This is a genomic window from Novosphingobium sp. (assembly GCF_031424035.1).
Taxonomy (GTDB): domain Bacteria; phylum Pseudomonadota; class Alphaproteobacteria; order Sphingomonadales; family Sphingomonadaceae; genus Novosphingobium.
Genome location: NZ_JANPGP010000006.1, coordinates 88,629 through 108,516, shown reverse-complemented (window position 1 = coordinate 108,516; position 19,888 = coordinate 88,629). Strand labels below are relative to the sequence as shown.

Genomic DNA, 19,888 nt, shown 5'->3' with positions numbered 1-19,888 from the left:
GAGGTGCTGGACCGACCCGGCGTTTTCGAGGATCGAATTCCACACATTGTTGGAATCCTTCGACTTCGCCTGGAACAGCTTCTCAAGAAACGGGTTCTTGACGACGAACGAACCCGACAGCGTCTTGTGGGTATAGATGTTCGCCGGGATCGGCTCGATGCAGGCAGACGTGCCGCCGCAGATGATGCTGATCGACGCGGTCGGCGCGATCGCCATCTTGCACGAAAAGCGCTGCATGACGCCCATGTCCGCCGCATCGGGGCAGGCACCGCGTTCCTGCGCGAGCATCAGCGATGCTTCGTCCGCGCGCGACGCGATATGCTTGAACATCTTGAAGTTCAGCGCCTTGGCCATCGCGCTTTCAAACGCCACGCCCTTCATCTGCAGGTAGGAGTGGAAGCCCATGACCCCCATGCCGACCGAGCGTTCGCGCATCGCCGAATACTTGGCGCGGGCCATTTCTTCGGGGGCGCGGTCGATATAGTCCTGCAGCACGTTGTCGAGGAAACGCAGCACGTCTTCGATGAAGCGCTCGTCGCCGTTCCACTCTTCCCAGGTTTCCAGGTTGAGCGACGACAGACAGCAGACCGCCGTGCGGTCATTGCCGAGGTGATCGCGGCCGGTCGGCAGCGTGATTTCCGAACACAGGTTCGAGGTCGAGACCTTCAGCCCGAGATCGCGGTGATGCTTGGGCATCATGCGGTTCACGGTATCGGAGAAGACGATATAGGGTTCGCCCGTGGCGAGGCGGTTTTCGACCAGCTTCTGGAACAGGCTGCGCGCGTCGATCGTCGAACGGATCGAGCCATCCTTCGGGCTGCGCAGGTGGAATTCAGCGCCATCGCGCACGGCTTCCATGAACTCGTCGGTGAGCAGCACGCCGTGGTGCAGGTTGAGCGCCTTGCGGTTGAAATCGCCCGAGGGCTTGCGGATCTCGAGGAACTCCTCGATTTCCGGATGCGACACGTCGAGGTAGCAGGCGGCCGAGCCGCGGCGCAGCGAGCCCTGCGAAATCGCCAGCGTCAGGCTGTCCATCACGCGGACGAATGGGATGATGCCGCTGGTCTTGCCGTTGAGGCCGACCGGTTCACCAATGCCGCGGACATTGCCCCAATAGGTGCCGATGCCGCCGCCCTTGCTGGCCAGCCAGACGTTCTCGTTCCAGGTGTTGACGATGCCCTCCAGGCTGTCATCGACCGAGTTGAGGTAGCAAGAGATCGGCAGGCCGCGTCCCGTGCCGCCGTTCGACAGCACCGGGGTTGCCGGCATGAACCACAGCTTCGAGATGTAATCGTAAATACGCTGGGCGTGGTCCTGATCGTCCGAATAGGCATCGGCGACGCGGGCAAAGAGATCCTGATACTTTTCGCCGGGCAGCAGATAGCGGTCGTCGAGCGTGTCCTTGCCGAAATCGGTCAGCAGGGCATCGCGCGACGTGTCCGTCACGATGGTGAAGCGGCGCGCCTGGATGGAATGCGAATCCTCCTTCGGCTTCTTCGCAGCCTTGGCGACCTGCGTCAGGGCGCCAGCCAGCGCCTCTGCGCCGAGCTTGTCGACCAGCGCTTCGCTGCCTGCATCGCTTTTTTCTGTCATGGGCAAAGCCGGTTGAGCCTCCCTGAGTTCGGACGTCGTTTCGGACAGATCCACGTTTTCCATCACATCATTGTCCGACACGGACGCGTCCCCGTTTCTGAAATCCACTATGCCTGCCCCTGTTCAAACCGTTCGGCCGCGACATACGCGGCACACCAAGTCCACTGCTTGCGGACCGAATCGAAGGGCAAATCCCCTTCTACCAGCCTCGCCCAATCTTTGGGAGAACAAAAAGGGAAAGTTTTTCCCCAGCCTTATCCCCCATTACTCCAAATCACGCCCCCGTTGCGCACCTTTGTTGCGCTGTTCTGCCCTTGACCCGGACCGAATCCGCCCATTCACGCCGAAATCAACGGCCTGCGGTGAAATCTAGGTCTTGTGGGTACCCCCAAGTGCCGAACCACTACTGATAGTGCCTCATCCTGAATCGCGCGCAAGAGGGTAAATGCGGGCCTAACCCCTCCGGGCCTGCCCCGGTGCGGTCTCCACAGCTTTTTGCGACGCAGCGACGCGCGGGAAATCCAAGGCTGGCGAGCCGCGCAAGAGTCAAAGTGCGGCCCCCAACTTTTTTTCTCCACATCGACGAAGCGAGTCCTGCTTGCGCCCAGTTGAATCGGCACTTGTCGGTGCGGCGTGCGTTATGACTGGCGCAACGCAGCGATTGCCGTTGCCGATGGGCGCCTTGCGGGTTAGCCCTTGGTTATCGGGCAGGCTCAGGCCCTGCCCAACAAGGACGGGAGAACATTTCCATGATGAACATCATTTCCTATGCCATCGTCGGCATCATCGTCGGTGCGCTCGGGCGCTTCTTCTACCCCGGCGAGGTCAATATGGGCCTGCTGTGGACGATGATCCTGGGCATCGCCGGCTCGCTGCTGGCGGGCATGGTCACCAACCGCGGCAAGCCGGGCCTGAACCGGGCGGGCATCCTCGCCTCGATCCTCGGCGCGATCGTGCTGATCTTCGTGGGCCGGATGCTCAATCTTGGCGGCTGACGCACTATTCAAACTCAGGGCCGACTTGAAAAACCTAACAGAATAAGTCACCTGCCCCCCAGTCCCGGGCGTGGACAGCGCAGCTTCTTTAGGAGAAGCTGCGGCCACGAATCACCTCGGGATGGGGGGCATACTTATGCGCGCGCGCTGGATTGTTTCGCTGCTGGCCGTCGCCGCGCTGCCCTTCGCCGCGCAGAGCGACACCACGCCGCAGGTCATCATGGCCATGACCGGCACCGGTGGCTCATCTGCTGGCGGGAGTGCGGGCGGCGCGGTTGAGCGCTTCACCCTGCGCTTTTCCGAAAGCATGGTGCCGCTGGGCGATCCCCGCGCTGCCCCCGCCGCCACCAGTGACTGTCCGGTTCCCGCGACTGGCCGCTGGGTCGACCAGCAGACATTTGTGCTCGATTTCGCCAAGCCGCTGCCCGGCGGACTGAGCTGCAAGGTCACCTTGCGAGACAAGCTGGCAACGCTGCGCGGCGTCAGCGTGGGCGGCAGCACCAGCTTCCCCATTGAAACCGGCGGGCCATCGGTGCGCGCCGTGCTTGCGCCGGGCAGCGACGGTGACATTGACGAGGATCAGGTGTTCCTCGTCGCCACCAATGTCCGCGCCGATCCGGCCTCGGTAGCCGCCAAGGCCAGCTGCGCGGTCGACGGCATCGGCGAGGCTGCGGCTGTGGACGTTCTGCCTGCCGACACCGTGGGCCGCGTGCTTGAAGGCATGGGCGAGGACAACTGGACCCGGCGCAACTTCCTTGAGGAGGCTGGACTGCCCGCCAAGCTTCCCGCCGACGCCGCCTCGCGCGCCGCTGCTCTGGGCAATGTCATGGCGCTGAAATGCCGCCGCCCGCTGCCGCCCGAGCGCGACATGGCGCTGGTCTGGCCCAAGACGATTTCTGGCGCGGGCGGCAAGCTTGCCGGCACCGATCAGCGCTTTGACTTCACCGTGCGCAAGGCCTTTGCTGCCAGTTTCGATTGCGGCCGGGTCAACGCCAGCGCCGGGTGCAACCCGGTCACCCCCGCCTATGTCCGCTTCACCGCGCCAATCGCCCGCGCCAAGGCCATGGCGGTGCGGCTGCGCATGGCCGACGGCACCATGATCGCGCCCAAGCTCGATCCCGACACGCGCGGCAATTCGGAGCTGTCCGACCTCGAATTCCCCGGCCCCTTCCCCGCTGCCACGGCGGCGCAGGTGATCCTGCCGGCGGGCGTGCAGGACCTGTCGGGCCGCAGCCTGTCCAACGCCGCGCGCTTCCCGCTGGCGGTGCGCTTTGATGCCATGCCGCCGCTGGTCAAGTTCGCCGCGCAGTTCGGCATTGTCGAAGCGAGCGAGGGCTTGCTCCCCGTCACCGTGCGCGCGGTAGAGCCCGACCTGATTGGCAAGGCCACTGCCATCGATGGCCGCTCCGCCCGGATCGCCGACGATGACCGGGTGATCGCCGACTGGCTGCGCCGGCTCGATAAGGCAACGCGGCGCGATTACGAGTGGATCGAGCTCAAGGACGGTACCTCGAAGGCGATCAACCACACCGGCGAGAAGCCGCTGCTGAAGCCCGCCGAGGGCACCGCGCTGAAACTGCCGCTGCCCGGCAAGGGCAAGGATTTCGAAGTGATTGGCGTGCCGGTGAAAGCCAAGGGCTTCCACGTCGTCGAATTCGCCAGCCCGGCGCTCGGCCGCGCGCTGCTGGGGCGGAGCGTGCCGCGCTATGTCCCCGCCGCCGCGCTGGTCACCGACATGGCGGTGCACTTCAAGTGGGGCCGCGAGTCCAGCCTTGTCTGGGTGACCAGCCTGTCCACCGGCAAGCCGGTTGAAGGCGCCAGCGTGCGGATCAGCGATTCCTGCACCGGCAAGCTGCTCGCCAGCGGCACGACCGACAAGGCAGGCGCATTGTTCGCCCGCCAAGGCTTGCCCGAGCCCGAAACAAGCGGCGGCTGCGGCGAGGATGAGAGCCATCCGCTGATGGTCTCCGCCCGCGCGAACGGCGACATGAGCTTCACGCTGACCACGTGGAACAACGGCATCTCGCCCTATGATTTCGACCTGTCGTTCGGGGTCAATGCCAGCAACGAGACCATCCACACGATCATGGACCGCTCGCTGGTGCGGGTGGGCGAGGCGGTCCACTTCAAGCACGTGCTGCGCAAGCCCATCGGGCCGGGCTTCACCTATGCCAAGGGCTTCACCGGCAAGTTCGTGCTGCGCCATAACGGGTCGGAAACCGAATTCAGCCAGCCGGTGACGATCGACGGCATGGGCTCGGGCGAGAACGCATGGACCGTGCCGCAAGGCGCGCCGCTCGGTACCTATTCGTTGCGTTTCGAGGTTGATGGCCGGACGATCTATTCGAGCCAGGACGTGCGGGTCGACGAATACCGCCTGCCGACCATGCGCGCGTCTGTGACCGGGCCGGAGCAGGCACTGGTGCAGCCAAAGTCCGTGCCGCTGTCGCTGTTCGTCGGCTACCTTTCGGGCGGCGGAGCGGGCGCCCTGCCGGTGACCTTGCGCACCGAATTCACCAGCTGGGGCCGCGCGCCCAAAGGCTGGGAGGCCTATGAATTCGGCGGCGCGCTGGTAAAGGAAGGCGTGCGCCCGCTCTCCATCGAGGGTGACGGCGAAGTGTCCGAACCGCTGCCCTATTCGCAGACCCTGCCCGCCACGCTCGGCGCCGATGGCACGGCGAAAACGGCAGTCGATGTCAGCGCGGCAATCAACCAGACCGTCTCGCTGATGGTCGAGATGGACTATCCCGACGCCAATGGCGAAACGCTCACCGCCGGGCGCCGCGTGACGCTGTACCCCAGCGCGGTGCAACTGGGCATGAAGACCGATGGCTGGCTGATGCGGTCAAGCGAACTGCGGCTCAACTTTGCCGCGCTCGACCTTTCGAACAAGCCGCTGGCCGGTCAGATGGTCAAGGTCGAGCTGTTTTCCAAGCAGACGATCACCGCGCGCCGCCGGCTGATCGGCGGCTTCTACGCCTATGACAATCAGGAGAAGGTCGAGCGGATCTCTGCCGGTTGCACCGCATCAACCAATGCCCAGGGCAAGGCCGACTGCGTGATCGACGTGGGCGTCTCGGGCGAGGTTACTGTGGTTGCCACCACCACTGATCGCGAGGGCCGCGTCGCACGCTCCTCCCGCTCGGTCTGGCTGGCCGGCGCCGACGAATGGTGGTTCGGCGGCGACAATGGCGACCGCATGGACGTAGTGCCCGAAAAGACCGCCTATGCCGCCGGTGAAACCGCGCGGCTGCAGGTGCGGATGCCCTACCGCGAGGCCACCGCGCTGGTCACGGTCGAGCGCGAGGGCGTGCTTTCCAGCTATGTCACCGAACTGTCGGGCAAGGACCCGGTGGTCGAGGTGAAGATGCCCGCCGCCTATGCGCCCAACGTCTATGTCTCGGTCATGGCCGTGCGCGGACGGGTGACCGGCGCACGGCCATGGCTGACCGAAATGGTGCAGAAGCTGGGCCTGCCGTTCACCAGCGAAGGTGTGCCGCCGACAGCCACGGTCGACCTTGCCAAGCCGAGCTACCGCATCGGCATGACCGAGCTCAAGGTCGGCTGGGAAGGCCACAGGCTGAACATCGACGTCAAGGCCGACAAGGAGGCCTACGGCGTGCGCGAGAAGGCGCAGGTCAAGGTCACCGTCCGCGATCCTTCGGGCAAGCCCGCGCCCAGTGCCGACCTCGCCTTCGTCGCGGTCGACGAGGCGCTGTTGCAACTGATGCCCAACGATTCGTGGAAGCTGCTCGACGCGATGATGGGCGAGCGCAGCCTTGAGGTGGCGACATCGACCGCGCAGATGCAGGTCGTCGGCAAGCGGCACTACGGCAAGAAGGCCGTGGCGGCAGGCGGCGGCGGCGGCGATGCTTCGGGCGTCAATCGCGAGAATTTCCAGCCGGTCCTGCTGTGGAAGGGCCGCGTTGCGCTTGATGCCAAGGGCGAGGCCGTGGTCGAAGTGCCGCTGTCCGACGCGCTCACCCGCTTCCGTCTGGTGGCGATTGCCACCGATGGTGCGCAGCTGTTCGGCACCGGCGAAAGCACGATCCGCACCCGGCAGGAACTGGCGGTCTATCCCGGGCTGCCGCCACTGGTGCGCACCGGCGACACCTTTGACGCGGTGTTCACCCTGCGCAACGGGCAGGACAAGCCGATGAAGGTTACCGCCCGCCCGCAGGTCGAGGGAGGCATCAAGGTCGGGGACGCGCAGACAGTGACGATCCCGGCCGGCGGCGCCACCCGCTTGCGCTGGTCGGTCAAGGCGCCCGATGCCCCCGGCACGCTCAAGTGGACGGTCGAGGCAAAGAGCAAGGACGGCAAGTACCGCGATTCCGTGGTCGCCATGCAGGAGGTTGCCCCCGCCGTTCCGGTCGAGGTCTGGGCCGCGAGCCTGTACCGCGTCGGTGAAGGCGCGCCGCCGTCGATCATGGTGCCGCAGGGCGCATTGCCGGGCGGTTTCGTCGATATTGCGCTCAGCGACAGCCTCGCCCCGCCGCTCGGCGGCGTGCGCGATTACATGGCGGCCTATGCCTACAATTGCTTCGAACAGCGGCTGTCGCGGATCGTCGCGACGGACAATCTGGCGGAATGGGAGGCGCTCTCCGCCGCGATCCCGACCTACCTCGATGGCGATGGGCTGCTGCGCTACTGGCCGGTCGCCAATATGCGCGGATCGACCGAACTGACCGCCTATGCGTTGGCGATCACCTCGGCATCGGGCCTCAAGATACCTGAGGAATCGCGCGCCAAGATGGTCGCCGCGCTCAAGGGCGTGGTCGAGGGACGCGTCAATCGTGACCGGCCCTTTGCCGGCGACGAACGGCTGGTCCGCGTCGCCGCACTCTCGGCGCTCGCCCGCGCCAGGGCGGCCGATCCGGGCCTGGTCGCTCGCATCGACATGGTGCCGGCGCAGATGCCCACCGGAACCTTGGCCGACTGGATCGCCGCGCTCGACCATCTGCCCAAGGCGCCCAAGGCGGCCATGCTCAAGGCCGCCGCTGAAGGTGAACTGCGCAAGCGGCTGGTTTATGAAGGCACCCGGCTCGACCTGTCCGACGCCAACCGCGCCCCGTGGTGGATGATGGTCAGCGCCGACGAAATGGCGATCAAGGTCCTCGACGCCTCGCTGGGCAAGGCGGACTGGCAAGCCGAGGCTCCGAAGCTGATGGTCGGGATCGCCAGCCGCCAGCAGCGCGGCCACTGGGATACCACGCCTGCCAATGCCTGGGGCGCGGTCGTGGTCCGGCGCTTTGCCAAGCTCTATCCGGCGAGCGCGATCGCGGGGACGACCACGCTTGGGCTCGGCGGCAAATCGCTGGCGGTGCAATGGCCGCGCAGTGCCGATGTGCAGCCCTTGCGTCTGCCGCTGGTGGCCGGGCCGATGACCATGTCGCAAGCGGGCGGAGCCGGCCCTTGGGCGACAGTCAGCGTCCACGCCGCCGTGCCGCTCAAGGAACCGCTGATGGCCGGATACCGCCTGTCCCGCGAAGTCACGGTCGTTTCGGCGCGCGAAAAGGGCAAGCTTACCGCTGGCGATGTCGTGCGGGTGAAGCTCACCGTCACCGGCACCGCAGACCGCACTTGGGTGGTTCTCGCCGATCCGCTACCGCCCGGAGCGACGGTCATGTCAGGCCTTGGCGGCCAGTCTTCCATGCTGCGCGGCGGTGAAGGCGCGGCCAGCGAGGGGGCATGGCCGGCCTATGTCGAGAACGCCAAGGACAGCTGGCGCGCCTATTTCGACTGGCTGCCGCGCGGCACCACCACGGTGGAATATACCGTCCGGCTCAACGGTTCGGGCCAGTTCACTTTGCCCCCGGCGCGGGTCGAGGCGATGTATGCGCCATCGATCCGGGCGCAACTGCCAGTGCCGGCCATGACGGTGTGGGGTGGGTGAAAAGAACCAATTTACCGCCCTCTCCTCCCGTCATCTCCTCCCGTCATCCTGAACTTGTTTCAGGATCCATTTCGCCCCACGTCCATCGTTGTGACTCGGCATGTGACGGAGCTGTAGCGCGCCTGATGACCGGGCCGGATGTGAGGCACGATGGATCCTGAAACAAGTTCAGGATGACGACACTGATAGGTTGATTCGCATTGCATGAGTTTCGTTGCCCGCCTCCTTTCCCGCTTCACCGCATGGGTCGCGCGCACCGAGGATGCGCTGTGGCCGCATGTCCGGCGGATGGGTGCACGGCTGCGGGGCGCGCGCGACTGGCTCTGGCCGAAACTGCGGGCGATCGGCTGGAAGCGCGGGCTGCTGGCGCTGCCGATCAGCGCGCTGGCATGGCTCTACTTCGCCACCCTGCCGCCCTCACCGCCGGACTTCGATGACCTCAAGGCCGAATGGAAGGCCAGCGACGCGTGGATCTATGACCGTAACGGCGCGCTGCTGGACGAAGTGCGGGTCGATTTCACCATGCGGCGGCTGGCGTGGATGCCGCTGGACCAGATGGGCGAGCCGCTGCGCGCAGCGGTGATCCATGCAGAGGACCGCCGCTTTGCCAGCCATGGCGGGGTGGACCTGCTCGCGCTCGGATCATCGATCCGCACCCGCATCGAAGGCGGGCGGGCGCGCGGGGCTTCGACGATCACCATGCAGCTCGCCGCTTTCCTCGCACCCGAAATCGCCCGCCCCGGCGCGCGCGGCTGGCGGGACAAGCTGCGCCAGATGCGCGCCGCATGGGCGCTGGAAAGCAAGTGGGACAAGGACGAAATCCTTGAAGCCTACCTCAATTTCGCCCCGTTTCGCGGCGAGGCGCAGGGGGTGTCGGCGGGCGCAGTGACGTTGTTTGGCAAGGCACCGGCCAAGCTCGACCCGCGCGAGGCGGCGGTCATGGCGGCGTTGCTGCCCGATCCCGCTGCGAGCCCCGGCCGTGTCGCCGCGCGCGCCTGTCGCCAGTTGGGCGAGGCCGACTGCACGACAATCGAGGCGATCGCTGCCAACATCGCCGCGCGAGGGCGGATGAAAGCGCAGGACCCTGACCTTGCCCCGCATCTCGCCGGCAAGCTGCTCAGCGAACCGGGCATGCGGGTGAAGACGACGATAGACCCACGCGTCCAGCTTGCCGCCACGCAGGCGCTGCGCCACCAGTTGCAGGGCCTCGGCCCGACCCGCGTGCGCGACGGGGCGGTGGTGGTGGTCGACAATGCCAGCGGCGAAGTGCTGGCCTATGTCGGCGGCGTCGGGCTGGGCTCGACGGCCTCCGATGTCGACGGGGCGGACGCGGCGCGGCAGGCGGGATCGACGCTCAAGCCGTTCCTCTATGCGCAGCTGATCGAGCGCAAATGGCTCACCGCTGCCTCGATCCTCGACGATTCGCCGGTCCAGCTCGACACGGCATCGGGCCTCTACGTGCCGCGCAATTACGACAATGCCTTCCTTGGCCCGGTGTCAGTGCGCCGCGCGCTGGCCAATTCGCTCAACGTCCCCGCCGTGCGCGCGCTGCTGCTCGACGGGGTGCAGGACTTCCGCGACCGGCTGTGGGACCTTGGCTACAACGGGCTGGAAGGCGACGGGGCCTATTACGGTTTCAGCCTCGCGCTGGGATCGGCAGAGGTCACGCTGCTTGAACAGGCCAATGCCTATCGCACATTGGCCAACGGCGGGCGCTGGTCGGCTTTGAAACTGCGCGCGGAGGATACCGGCGGCGAACCGCGGCAAGTCATCGACGCTGCCGCCGCGTGGATCGTCGGCGATATCCTCTCCGATCCTTCGGCCCGCGCCGGCACCTTCGGCGTCGATTCCGCGCTGCGCCTGCCGTTCTGGGCGGCGGCGAAAACCGGCACGTCTAAGGGCATGCGTGACAATTGGTGCGTCGGCTTTTCTGATCGCTACACGGTGGCGGTCTGGGTCGGGAATCTTGAAGGGGATTCGATGCGCTCTGTCTCAGGCACCAGCGGCGCGGCCCCGGTGTGGCGTGACGTGATGGTGGCGCTCCACGCTGGCAAGCCCGGCGCCGCCCCGCCCCGGCCGAAAGGGGTCGCGCCACTGCGCGTAACCTTCGCCAGCGCCAATGAACCTGCGCGCAGCGAATGGTTCATCGCTGGCACCGGACAGACAACGCTGGCTCCTGCACCAGAATTTTCCCGTCGCCCGCGCATTACCAACCCGGCGTCAGGCTCGGTCTATGCCTATGACCCCGACATTCCGCCCGATCGCCAGTCGCTGGGCGTGCAGGTGACCGGTGCAGTGGCGGGCTACACCCTGTCGCTTGATGGGCGGGCCATCCAGGGCAGCCCGGATGGCCTGCAATTGCCGATGCTCCCCGGCAGCCACCTCCTCGCGCTGCATGACGAGGGTGGGAGGAAAGTCGATCAGGTGCGGTTTACGGTGCGGTAGATTGGTTCGCGCAAAGCCCGCAAAGAACGCAAAGCAATTTCGGCAAAGCCGCGAGTCCAAACGCATCCTCCAGGGTTCGGCTACGTCAAGTTAACGGAGCCTGCGGCGCTGCACTACTCTTCGCGTCCTTTGCGGACTTTGCGCGAACCAACCTTCCTTCTCTTCGCGCCTTTGCGTGAACCTTTCTACTTCACCACCACCCGCACCCGACCGAGGTTGGGAATCCGCGCATAGGGCGTCGTCATGTTGCCGGTGCGGTGCGAATAGGTCCGCATGGCGACGAAGTAGGTCCCCGGCTTGGCAAAGGCGTGGCTGGCGGTGAGCGTCACCTTTTGCGCTGCCGCCTTGATCTGCGCCTTTTCGGCAAATTTGCCCGAGCCATCGAAGTCCCATTCCGCGCCGACCACCTTGCCGGTGCCCGGCGGCACGGAAATGGTCGTGACGAAATTCACTCGCTGCCCGGCCCTGACCACGGCCTTCGCCGCGCCGTTGGCTTTCAGCGTGACGACTGGCTGGACACCGCCGCGCGTTGCTGCCGTAGCACCGGGGATGACCTGCCCATCGATCACCTTGTAATTGGTGCTCTGCGGCGGTGCGATCCCCTTTTCGACCCACGCCGAAACGTCACGCAGCGCCTGTTCGAGCACGGCATTGTAATTGACCACCCGGGTCGGATCTTCGGAGAACTGCTGCGCGCCGTGCAGTGCGTTCTCGGTGTACCAGATCCGATAGCGGTTGACCGCATCCGCGCCATAGTTCGCATCGAACTTGCGGCGATACCAGTCGGCCTGCCAAGGCACGGCTTCGCGGTCGAGCAGCGAATCCACCGTGATGATCTTGCCGTTGAAATGCCCGGTCGGAACCGTACCTGCCGCCCCTTGCGCGAACAGCGGGCCAAGCAGCATCCGGCGCTGCGGATAGAGCGGTTTGCCGTCCGGCCCACGGAACTGGTCATAAACCTGATAGCTGGCGTCAGGCACCTGATGGCGGTGGAAGGTCTGCGCGGCGAGGAAGTTCGAATTGTCCACCCGCACTTCGTCGCCCGGCTTGATCTTGGCGACGGTCTTCAGCTGGGTGACGCCGAGCGTGGCGATGTTGCCCTTGAGCAGGCGCACGGCAATCTTGGCGCCCTTCGCCTCGCCTGACAGCACGACAAGATCGCCGCCCAGAAAGCCGACATCGGGCGGCGTGCCTTCCAGCTCGAAGGCAACGGTTCGTTTTGATCCATCGTTCACCGCGATGCGCCAGGCGTCTTCCGCCGTGCCGCGCGAAGTGCCTGGGATACGCAGGTCGGCGATGCCCTTGGCGCTGGCCTCGTCCTCATCCAACGATTCGCGAACCGTAGTGACGAACTGCAGCCGCGCCCTCTTCAGCGATTCGGGCGGATTGAAGCCGAGGTAACCGGGCTTGGTCCAGAAATCCTCGAAATATGTGGGATCGGCCATGACCATGCCCTGATAAAGCGCGGTAAAGGCGTGGACGCCGAACTTGTCGTAATTGAACCAGGCCTTCAGCGGGAAGCCCATGGCGGTCGCTTCCTTCAGCGCGGAGGCTTCCTCGGCGTTCAGGCCCTTGTAGGGATCGCCGCTGCCGCCCGCATCCACCGCATCGATGATCTGCGGGAACTTGTCCTTGAGCACGCGCATCGCGTGCATGCGGATGGTGAAGCTGTTGGGCGCGGCCATGGGTGATCCGAGCACGAAAGGCACGGCCCCGTCCCACACGCCCTTGGTATTCTCCATCGATCCAAGCGTGCGGTAACCGCCGCCCGAACCGCCGTAAAGATAGCCATAAATCTTGCCCGCGCCGTACATTTCGCTGGCGATCACCCGCGAATATTGCGCGGCGGCAGCATTGGCGCGGAAGGCGGCGATCTTGGGATCGGTGTTGAAGGCAGGCCCCGCCGTGGCATTGGTGCCGCCGCTGTTGGTCTCGACGAAGTAAGCGCCAGAATCGATCGAGAAGCCGATCTGGTCGAGGCCATTGGTGGGCGCGAGATTTTCGCTATCGGGCACAGGGGTGACATACTGGAAGAAGCGCCGCTCGAACTTTTCCTTGGGCGGCAGATAGAGCGAAAAGCGAGCCTCGGTGCCCTTGAAGCCACCGTGGACGTAACGGTGGCGCACCGGCTTGTCGCGCCATTCGTCGATATCGACATAGGGTTGGTTGAACATCGGATCGGCCGCCGGCGCCTCTGCCGCGGCGGGCTCTTCAGCGAGAACTACCGATGGGACCGCCAGTGACGAACCCGCCAGAACCCCGATCAGAAACGCTTTGCGCATGGCTGCCTGTCGCATCCTTAAATCTCCCATTCGTCTATTTGCTCAGCCTGACACGCGCTTCCACCTTTCGTCCAGCCGCCCAAGCGATCATCGACAATTTGCGACAATTTGGCTTTCCTCTCGCCCGGCTTTGCCGCCAGACTGCCCGATCAGGGAGAGAACAGGCATGACGACTTTCGCAGGAAAATCGGCGCTGATCATCGGCGCGGGGCAGAACATCGGCCGCCGGATCGCGCAGGAATGGGCGCGTCGCGGCGCACGGCTCGCCGTGGCTGACATTAGCGCGGAAGGTGCCGAGGAAACCGCCGCCCTGCTGCGCGCTGCGGGGGCCGAGGCTCATGCCTTTACCTGCGACGTCGCCAGCGAGGAATCGGTGCTCGCCTGTATCGATGGAGCCGAGGCCGCGCTTGGCCCGCTGGACATGCTGATGAACAATGCCGGCATCCTGTCAGGCGGCAACCCGGAGGACATTCCCATGTCCGAATGGCAACGCATGTTCGACATCAACCTGTTCGGCATGGTCCGCGCCAACAATGTGATCATGCCGCGCATGATCGCGCGCGGCTCTGGCCATATCGTCAACACCGCCAGCTTCGCCGGCTTCTATCCCTTCGCCGCCAGCCGGGTGCACTATGCCGCGTGCAAGGCGGGCGTGCTGTCGATGAGCGAGAACCTGGCGCTTTACCTGATGCCGCTTGGCGTCAAGGTGAGCTGCCTGATCCCCGGCCCGGTGATGACCACATCGGTCGCCGGCATGAAGGAATTCAGCGAGAGCTACGTGATGCGCGCGCCGGGCAGCCACATGTTCGTCAAGAGCCAGCAGGAAACCGCCCGCGTTCTGTCGGACGGGATGGAGGCGGGCAAGATCCTGATCCCGACGCACGAGGAAGGCTGGGACAGTTTCCGCGAGCACGCCGCCGATCCCGACGCCTTCATCGCCAAGAAGAACGCGGAATACCTCGCCGGCGATCCGGGCAAGCCGGGGATCACGCAGGACGTGATCGATTCGATCAAGGAATAGGATGATGACCGTCAACCGCCTCGGGATCGAGAACCTGACCCATATGGGCATGCCGCCGGTCGAACTGGTCAAGCTGGTCGCGGCCAGTGGCTGCACCGGCATTTCCGGCGCGCTGGGACCGATGCCGCTGGCCATGTTCGGCTATCCCGATTTCCATCCCTATCCTGACTGGTCGCTGGAAAACGATCCGGCTCTGCGGCGCGAGATGAAGGCCGCCATGGCCGATACCGGCGTGCGTATCGAACTGGGCGAAGGCTTCCGCGTTGGCGCGGACCGAGAGGTTTCTGGCTATGCTCACGGCCTCGACCTGATGGCCGAACTTGGCGCGGTGCGGATCAATGCCGTGTCGATGGAGCCGAGCCTTGAGCGGACTTACGATCAGCTTGCCCTGCTGGCCGACATGGTCGTGACGCGCGGCATGATCTTCACCATCGAATTCGCGCCGATGAACACGATCAACAACCTCGCCAGCGCGATCGCGGCGATCGACCATATCGGCAAGGGCCGCGCGCGGGTGCTGATCGATGCCATGCACCTGTTCCGTTCGGGCGGCAGCGTGGCCGATGTCGCCGTGCTCGATCCCGACGTGATCGGCTATGCCCAGCTCTGTGATGCGCCGATGGTAGCGCCTGAAGGCGTGCCTTACTTCAAGGAAGCGACGCTGGCCCGCATGGTGCCGGGCACCGGCGAACTGCCGCTGGCCGAATGGATCGCTGCGCTGCCCGCGGACCTGCCAATCGGCATCGAAGTGCCAATGATCGAGGCGCTGGTGGGCGGCCTGCCGGTGGCCGATCACATTGCCAATGTCGTCAAGGCCGCCCGCGCGCTGGGGGCCTGATCAGCCGCCGAACAACCGGCGCGGGTTATCGACGAACATCGCCCCGATCTGCGCATCACTGACTCCCGCCTCGCGCAACATGGGCAGCACGTCGTCGTGGATGTGGTGCAGGTGGTGATTGGGCATGGCGCGCTGGTAATCCTCGAAACGCGGGAAATAGTCCGACCAGCCGATGCAGCAATCGTGGCTCAGCGCCATGCGGTCGCCATAGCCGCGCCGCACCATCTCGGCGATAGTATCAACCCGCGCCTGCGTGGTCAGCGTGAAATCGATGCCGAAGCGGTCCATGCCGAGCAGCGATCCCCGGTCCGCCAGCCGCATCAGGTAATCCAGATCGCCGGTGTCGCCGCAGTGGCCAATGACCACGCGCGACAGATCCGCGCCTTCTTCGGCCAGCACGCGCTGCACCTCCAGCCCGGTGTGTTCCCTGGGCGCGGTGTGGACGGTGATCGGCGTACCCGTCGCGACATGCGCCTGCGCCACCGCTCGCATGGTGCGCTCAACGCCGGGACGCAGGCCAGCCGCCTCGATCGCGCATTTCAGCATCCCGGCCTTCACCCCGGTGCCCGCCATGCCCACGGTGATGTCGCGCACGAACAGGTCAACCATCGGCTCGGGCCCGTCGACCATCAGGCCGGGGCCGTGGAATTCGAAGGGTCCGGGCACGGCATCGAAGGTATAGACGCCCGTTGACAGGATCATGTTGACGCCGGTGCGCTCGGCCACCGCGATCAGGCTTGGCACGTGGCGGCCAAGGCCCAGCACGGTCAGATCAACGATCGTGTCGTAACCCAGCGCCTTGATCGCATTCAGCCGCGCCGCCGCCGCATCCAGCGTTTCAGCGGTGAAGAAATCGGGCCGGTAATTGAGCGTGTATTCCATGTTCATCAGGAACACGTGCTCATGGATCAGCACCTTGCCGAGCTGGTCGGCAGCAACGGGTCCGCGCGCGGTTTGGACCAGAGCCATAGACTCAGATCTCCACCACGATCTTGCCGAAATGCCCGCCGCCGTCGAGATGGCGGAAGGCATCGGCCAGGTCTTTCAGCGCAAACCGGGAATCGATTACCGGCTTTATGTCGTGCGCCTCGATCGCCCGGATCATTTCGATCTGGTCGCGTCGGCTGCCCACGGTGACACCCTGCACCCGCAGCCGCTTCGCCTGCAGGATGGCAAAGGGGATCGTGTCGATATCGAAGCCGCCGACTGCCCCGATCACCGCGATATGGCCGCCGGTGCGCGCCGCGACCATCGACTGGCGCATGGTATGCGGCCCGCCGACTTCGACCACGTGATCGACCCCGAGTCCTCCGGTCAGCGCCAGCGCTGTTTCCCCCCAGGTTTCCATCTCGCGGTAGTTGATCACATGATCCGCGCCGAGCGCCTTGAGCCGCTCACAGCGTTCGGCGCTCGATGACGTAGCGATCACCGTGGCTCCTGCCGCCTTGGCGAATTGCAGCGCAAAGAGCGAGACACCGCCAGAGCCCTGCACGAGAACTGTCTCCCCCGGACGCACCGGTCCATCGACCATCAGCGCGCGCCATGCCGTGACCCCGGCGCAGGTCAGCGTCGCCGCCTCGGCGTGGGAAAGGCCCGCCGGTGCATGGGTGAAATGGGCGACGGAGCGCGTGGCTTCCTCGCAGGCATAGCCCTGCGCTGGGCCACCCGGAGAGGCAGTGAGTTCGGCGCGATCGATCGGCCCGCCCTGCCAGGTGGGATGGAAGGTGGAGACCACGGCATCGCCCGGTTTGAAGGCGCCCACGCCTTCTCCCACCCCTAGCACTTCTCCCGCGCCATCGGACAGCGGGATCAAGCCGTCTGCGACCGGGAAGAAGCCCTTGATCACCAGCCCGTCTCGGAAATTGAGCGAGGCGGCACGGATGCGCACCTTGATCTCGCCCGGGCCGGGATCGGGGGCGCTGGCATCGTCCAGCCGCAGGTTGTCCAGACCGGCCGGATGGAACAGGCGCATGGCCTTCATTGTAGTTTTTCCTTCATCAGCGGCAGCAATTTTTCCTGCACCACGGCCACGTTGTAATGCTCGGCAATGTGAGCGATCCGCCCCTCGCGCAACCTGAGCGCGAAGACATAGGTCTGCTCGTAATCGTTGCCATCGATCAACCTGCCGCGCGAGCGCGCCTCGATCACCGCGCGGTCGTCTTCGGCGGTGATGGCATCGACCGTGAACACGATCGTTTCTGCCAGCATGGCGCGCAGAAGGTGGATGGCCTGCTGGTAGCGTTCCTTCGAAATCAGGCCTTCGGTGGTGAGCCAGGCGGTCATGTCGTCCGTCAGCAGGCTGTCGGGCAAGTCGCCCGCTGTCACGGCATCGATATAGGCGCGCGCCAGCCGGTGGTTGTCCGCAAGGGTCGTCACGGCGCGATCCAGATGCCGCCGTCGACGTTGATCGTCTGACCGGTGATGAAGCTGCCGCCCGGTCCGCACAGGAACACCACTGCCGCGCCGACATCGTCCTTGCTGCTGCCCAGCTGCTTCATTGCGGTCTGGTCGGTCAGCTCGTCGATGAATCCGGGCTGGGTGTCGATCATGTATTCGACCCCCGGCGATTCCGAGAACGGGCAGACCACGTTGACCGTGATGCCATGCGCGCCCCATTCGCGCGCCGCCACCCGGCTGAGCCCGCGCACCGCCTCTTTCGCTGCCGCATAGGCGCCGAACCCGGCATCGCCACGCAGGCCCGCGACCGAGCCGAGATTGATCACCCGGCCCTTGGCTTCCTTCAGGTGCGGGAAGGCTGCCTGCATGCAGTAGAAGCCGCCATGGAAACCCTGAAAGGCCAGCGCCATGTCCTTGTCACACGTGGCCTCGATGCCCACCATCGGGCGCGAGGTGTGGGCATTGTTGACGAGGATATCGAGCCGGCCGAAGGTGGCGACCACGCGCTCCACCAGCGCCTCGCAATCGGCGCGCTGCGACACGTCGCAGGCCAGCGCGAGACCCTTGCCGCCTTCGGCCTCGATCTCCGCAAGCACGGCCTCGCACTTGGCGAGCGTCCGCCCGGCCAGCACGACGATAGCGCCCGCCTCCGCCAGCGCGCGCGCAATTCCCCGGCCGACTCCCTGTCCCGCGCCGGTAACAACCGCGACCTTCCCCTCAAGCTGCTGCACGACTGATCCTTTGTGAAACCGAGCCCTCTTGTTTCGCCGAAAATCGTCATCGACCATCGATTATTGCAAAGCGGGCACTCAATATCGCCACAACGCTTGCACCAGCTTTCGGAACCCGCAATCACGGAACGCGAACAGCTTCGGGAGAGCATGCATGGATACCGCCGCACAGCTTCAGGCCCTGATCGACAAGGAAGCCATCCGCGATTGCGTGGCCCGCCTCGCGCGCGGTGAGGACCGCCGCCAGCCCGAAGTGCTGAGCGCCTGTTTCTGGCCGGATTCGACTTTCGACTATGCGATGTACAAGGGCAGCTTCCCCGAATACCTCGCATGGGTCACGCCGGGGGCGGACGCGATAACCAACACGCAGCACGTGCTTGGCCAGACGGTGATCGACATTGATGGCGGAACCGAATGTCTTGGGGCCAAGGCCGAAACCTACGTCATCTCCTACCACCGCGTCGACATGGGCGAAGGCGTTGGCGAGCGCGATACCTGCATTGGCGGGCGCTATCTGGATACGATGGAGAAGCGGGACGGGAAATGGGCCATCGCCCACCGTACCATGCTTTATGACTGGTATCAGGACTGGGGCCAGAGCGCCGACTGGAGCACCGGCATCATGGGCTATCCCTTCCACGGACCGAACTACACCGGCCGGGTGAAGGACGATGCCAGCGTGGCTTTCTTTGCGGGCAAGCCGTTCTGATGCAGCCGCTGGCAGGAAAGGTCGCGGTCGTCACCGGGGCGAGCCGGGGCATCGGCAAGGGCACGGCCTGCGTCCTCGCCGAGGCGGGGGCCACGGTTTACGTCACCGCGCGCACGGTCAATTCAGGCTCGAACCCGCTCCCCGGCACAATCGGCGAAACGCTCGCGGAGATCGAAGCGCGGGGCGGCAAGGGCGTGGGCGTGGCGCTCGACCTGCATGACGATGGCACGATCGAGGCGCTGTTCGCCCGCGTGCAGGACGAGCAGGGCCGGCTCGACATCCTCGTCAACAATGCCATGGCGATCCCGCAGTCGATGACCGAGCGGAAGGGCTTCTGGGAGAAGCCGCTGGCAGACGAATGGGACATCTGGGAGGTTGGCGTGCGCGCTGCCTTCATCGCCAGCCACTACGCGGCAAAGATCATGGTGCCGCAGAAGTCCGGACTCATCGCCTTCATGTCGGGCTATGTCGGGCGCACCTATACCTATGACGTGATGTTCGGCATGGCCAAGTCCGCGACCGACCGCATGGCGCGCGACATGGGCGTCGAACTCAAGCCCCACGGCGTGGCCAGTGTCTCGCTGTGGCAGGGCTTCACTTATACCGAGCGCGCCATCGAGAACCTGAAAACGGTTCCCGGCATGGCCAGCCAGCTCAATTCGGCGGTGGGTTCCTCGCCCGAATTTGTCGGCCGGGTGGTGACCGCGCTAGCCGGCGCGCCCGACCAGATGGAGCGCACCGGCGGCAGCTGGATCGTTGCCGAACTGGCCGAAGCATACGGCGTCACCGACAAGGACGGCCGCACCATCCCCTCGCTGCGCGAAGAGCGCGGCGCACCGATTTTTGGGCCGGTGTGACTTGGTCGGGATCAGTATCAAGCCGCAAACCAACCGTCATCCTGAACTTGTTTCAGGATCCATTCCTCCTCACGCGCTTCGTACCGATCAGGGCGCAACGGGGCCGTTTTTCGTCGATACCATA

Annotated in this window: 13 protein-coding genes; 7 read left to right on the top strand and 6 right to left on the bottom strand. The window is 65.3% G+C overall.

The genetic code is table 11. The features are described 5' to 3' along the window. The coding region (locus RMO89_RS00615; RefSeq protein ID WP_409035494.1) for a ribonucleoside-diphosphate reductase subunit alpha at positions 1-1,593 on the bottom strand (1,593 nt) is incomplete at its 3' end. A gap of 749 nt (positions 1,594-2,342) precedes the next feature. Here RMO89_RS00615 and RMO89_RS00610 point away from each other — a divergent pair. From RMO89_RS00610 to pbpC, 3 genes are all read left to right on the top strand, one after another. Continuing rightward, the gene (locus RMO89_RS00610; protein WP_310530583.1) at positions 2,343-2,588 is read left to right on the top strand and encodes a GlsB/YeaQ/YmgE family stress response membrane protein; all 246 of its coding nucleotides are present in this window, start codon (positions 2,343-2,345) and stop codon (positions 2,586-2,588) included. Between the two features lie 121 nt (positions 2,589-2,709). Beyond that, positions 2,710-8,484 carry an MG2 domain-containing protein gene (locus RMO89_RS00605; RefSeq protein ID WP_310530582.1) on the top strand — a complete coding sequence of 1,925 codons (5,775 nt, stop codon included), beginning with the start codon at positions 2,710-2,712 and terminating at the stop codon, positions 8,482-8,484. Between the two features lie 204 nt (positions 8,485-8,688). Continuing rightward, entirely contained in the window at positions 8,689-10,929 is a 2,241-nt protein-coding gene (pbpC, locus tag RMO89_RS00600) for a penicillin-binding protein 1C (protein ID WP_310530581.1), read from the top strand. Positions 10,930-11,114: 185 nt separating this feature from the next. Here pbpC and RMO89_RS00595 read toward each other — a convergent pair whose 3' ends face one another. After that, on the bottom strand, positions 11,115-13,211 hold the full coding sequence (locus tag RMO89_RS00595) for a hypothetical protein (RefSeq protein WP_310530580.1): 2,097 nt from the start codon (positions 13,209-13,211) through the stop codon (positions 11,115-11,117). Between the two features lie 166 nt (positions 13,212-13,377). Between RMO89_RS00595 and RMO89_RS00590 the strand changes: the two genes are divergently transcribed. Further along, a complete protein-coding gene (locus RMO89_RS00590; protein ID WP_310530579.1) occupies positions 13,378-14,232 on the top strand; it encodes an SDR family oxidoreductase in 855 nt (284 codons plus the stop codon). Between the two features lie 4 nt (positions 14,233-14,236). After that, complete coding sequence (locus tag RMO89_RS00585; protein WP_310530578.1) at positions 14,237-15,070, top strand: TIM barrel protein; 834 nt, start codon at positions 14,237-14,239, stop codon at positions 15,068-15,070. Here RMO89_RS00585 and RMO89_RS00580 read toward each other — a convergent pair whose 3' ends face one another. The 4 genes from RMO89_RS00580 to RMO89_RS00565 are packed head-to-tail and all read right to left on the bottom strand — an operon-like array spanning position 15,071 to position 18,198. Then, positions 15,071-16,039 (bottom strand): phosphotriesterase-related protein, encoded by a 969-nt coding sequence (locus tag RMO89_RS00580; protein ID WP_310530576.1) that lies wholly within the window; start codon positions 16,037-16,039, stop codon positions 15,071-15,073. Positions 16,040-16,043: 4 nt separating this feature from the next. Continuing rightward, the gene (locus tag RMO89_RS00575; protein ID WP_310530575.1) at positions 16,044-17,051 is read right to left on the bottom strand and encodes an NAD(P)-dependent alcohol dehydrogenase; all 1,008 of its coding nucleotides are present in this window, start codon (positions 17,049-17,051) and stop codon (positions 16,044-16,046) included. After that, a complete protein-coding gene (locus tag RMO89_RS00570) occupies positions 17,048-17,446 on the bottom strand; it encodes a nuclear transport factor 2 family protein (RefSeq protein WP_310530574.1) in 399 nt (132 codons plus the stop codon). The genes RMO89_RS00575 and RMO89_RS00570 overlap by 4 nt, the downstream gene beginning before the upstream one ends. Then, positions 17,443-18,198 (bottom strand): SDR family NAD(P)-dependent oxidoreductase, encoded by a 756-nt coding sequence (locus RMO89_RS00565; protein ID WP_310530573.1) that lies wholly within the window; start codon positions 18,196-18,198, stop codon positions 17,443-17,445. The genes RMO89_RS00570 and RMO89_RS00565 overlap by 4 nt, the downstream gene beginning before the upstream one ends. 154 nt (positions 18,199-18,352) lie before the next feature. On the opposite strand from RMO89_RS00565, the gene RMO89_RS00560 reads away from it, so the two are divergent. Further along, complete coding sequence (locus RMO89_RS00560) at positions 18,353-18,907, top strand: nuclear transport factor 2 family protein (protein WP_310530572.1); 555 nt, start codon at positions 18,353-18,355, stop codon at positions 18,905-18,907. Continuing rightward, the gene (locus RMO89_RS00555) at positions 18,907-19,764 is read left to right on the top strand and encodes an SDR family NAD(P)-dependent oxidoreductase (protein WP_310530571.1); all 858 of its coding nucleotides are present in this window, start codon (positions 18,907-18,909) and stop codon (positions 19,762-19,764) included. Before RMO89_RS00560 ends, RMO89_RS00555 begins: the two co-directional genes overlap by 1 nt. The last annotated feature ends 124 nt before the right edge of the window (positions 19,765-19,888 follow it).